1 protein-coding gene is annotated in these 1,224 nt (G+C 29.7%); it reads right to left on the minus strand.

Annotation, left to right across the window (positions count from 1 at the left end):
• Positions 1-231: 231 nt before the first annotated feature.
• Positions 232-1,101: an energy transducer TonB gene (locus tag FT986_RS08135; RefSeq protein WP_147864651.1), complete on the minus strand. Its 870-nt coding sequence runs from the start codon at positions 1,099-1,101 to the stop codon at positions 232-234.
• Between the last annotated feature and the right edge of the window lie 123 nt (positions 1,102-1,224).

Here is a 1,224-nt window from a genome sequence, read left to right on the forward strand (position 1 = left end):
CAGTGTTCATTTTGTGTTTTCATAAGTGACTGTAATTAAATGATTAATTTTTAGTCAACCTATTTCAGGAAAGTACATTTGTCATATGTGGTACAACGGTCTTGTATATCTTTCAGTTGTGGGAATTTAGGAAATAAAGATAATAAAAAGAAATGACTTTGACGCGCCCGCGTCTGTGTCCGCAGGACACAGAGCCACAATTGAAGATATACGTTGTTAGCAAAAGTTTTATTAAAAAGTCAATGGTATACTAAATAAAACCCTAACAGGTTTATCTCCACTATATGCAGGAATAAATCTAGGTAATTTTTTTAAAGTTTTTAACCCACTTTTAATTTGTTGCTTTGAAACACCTTCACTCTCTTTGACCTTGACATTAGTAACTTTTCCTGTAGTATCAATAATTATCTCATATAACACTTTACCGTGAATATCAGGTGTTGGATTTTTAAAATTATTTTTTATAAAATCAATAATTTTTTTGTTAGTACAAGCCTTTCTTTGTTTGTCACCTTTAACATTTTTACATCCAATAGCTATAAAATCTTTTTGTTCAACTTTACCATTTGGTTCAATAAATGAAAATGGTTTTCCCTCAACATTTAAACCAACAAACCCTACGCCCTTTTTATAAAAGGATTGATAACGCTTTTTTGATTCTTTATTTAAATTTTCAATTTCTAATAGGTTTTTTAGCTCACAATATGGTGTTTCTAGAGTAGCATCTAAGTCCGTAATTTTATACTCCCATTTCTTATCAGCACTTTCCCATTTTTCACCTTTTTTAATATTTGAAGGTAATATAAGAGATTTTGAATTAGTTTTTTCATCATAGTAATAAATGGAGCCATTTTCATTTCTAAAGTAGGATTTAACTATTTTACCGTTTTTATGTTTCTTAACTCTGGTAACGTAAAATTGATTATTTATTTCTACACTGTCTTTGATATATATAAATGAATACTCGCCATTAAGCGAATATATATTTTTCTCTTTTGAATCAAAAGGCCAATATTCTCCTTTAGAATTTTCATAACATAATGATTGGCCGTGAATAGTTAGACTTAATAGAAAGGATAAGAAAATTATAGTTAATTTCATTTATTTTGATTTTAATTTTTGCTAACGTTTTGCGTAATCGAGTAGGCAAAGGGAATTTCACCCTAAGCCTCTCACAGAACCGTGCTTGAAAGTCTCCCCTCACACGGCTCTTGTTGTACAAAT

The sequence above is a fragment of the Mesonia sp. K4-1 genome, assembly GCF_008017825.1.
GTDB lineage: Bacteria > Bacteroidota > Bacteroidia > Flavobacteriales > Flavobacteriaceae > Mesonia.

Coding starts and splice junctions, on each gene's coding strand:
- FT986_RS08135 (WP_147864651.1), bottom strand. CDS start 1,101: ATGAAATTAACTATAATTTTCTTATCCTTTCTATTAAGTCTAACTATT.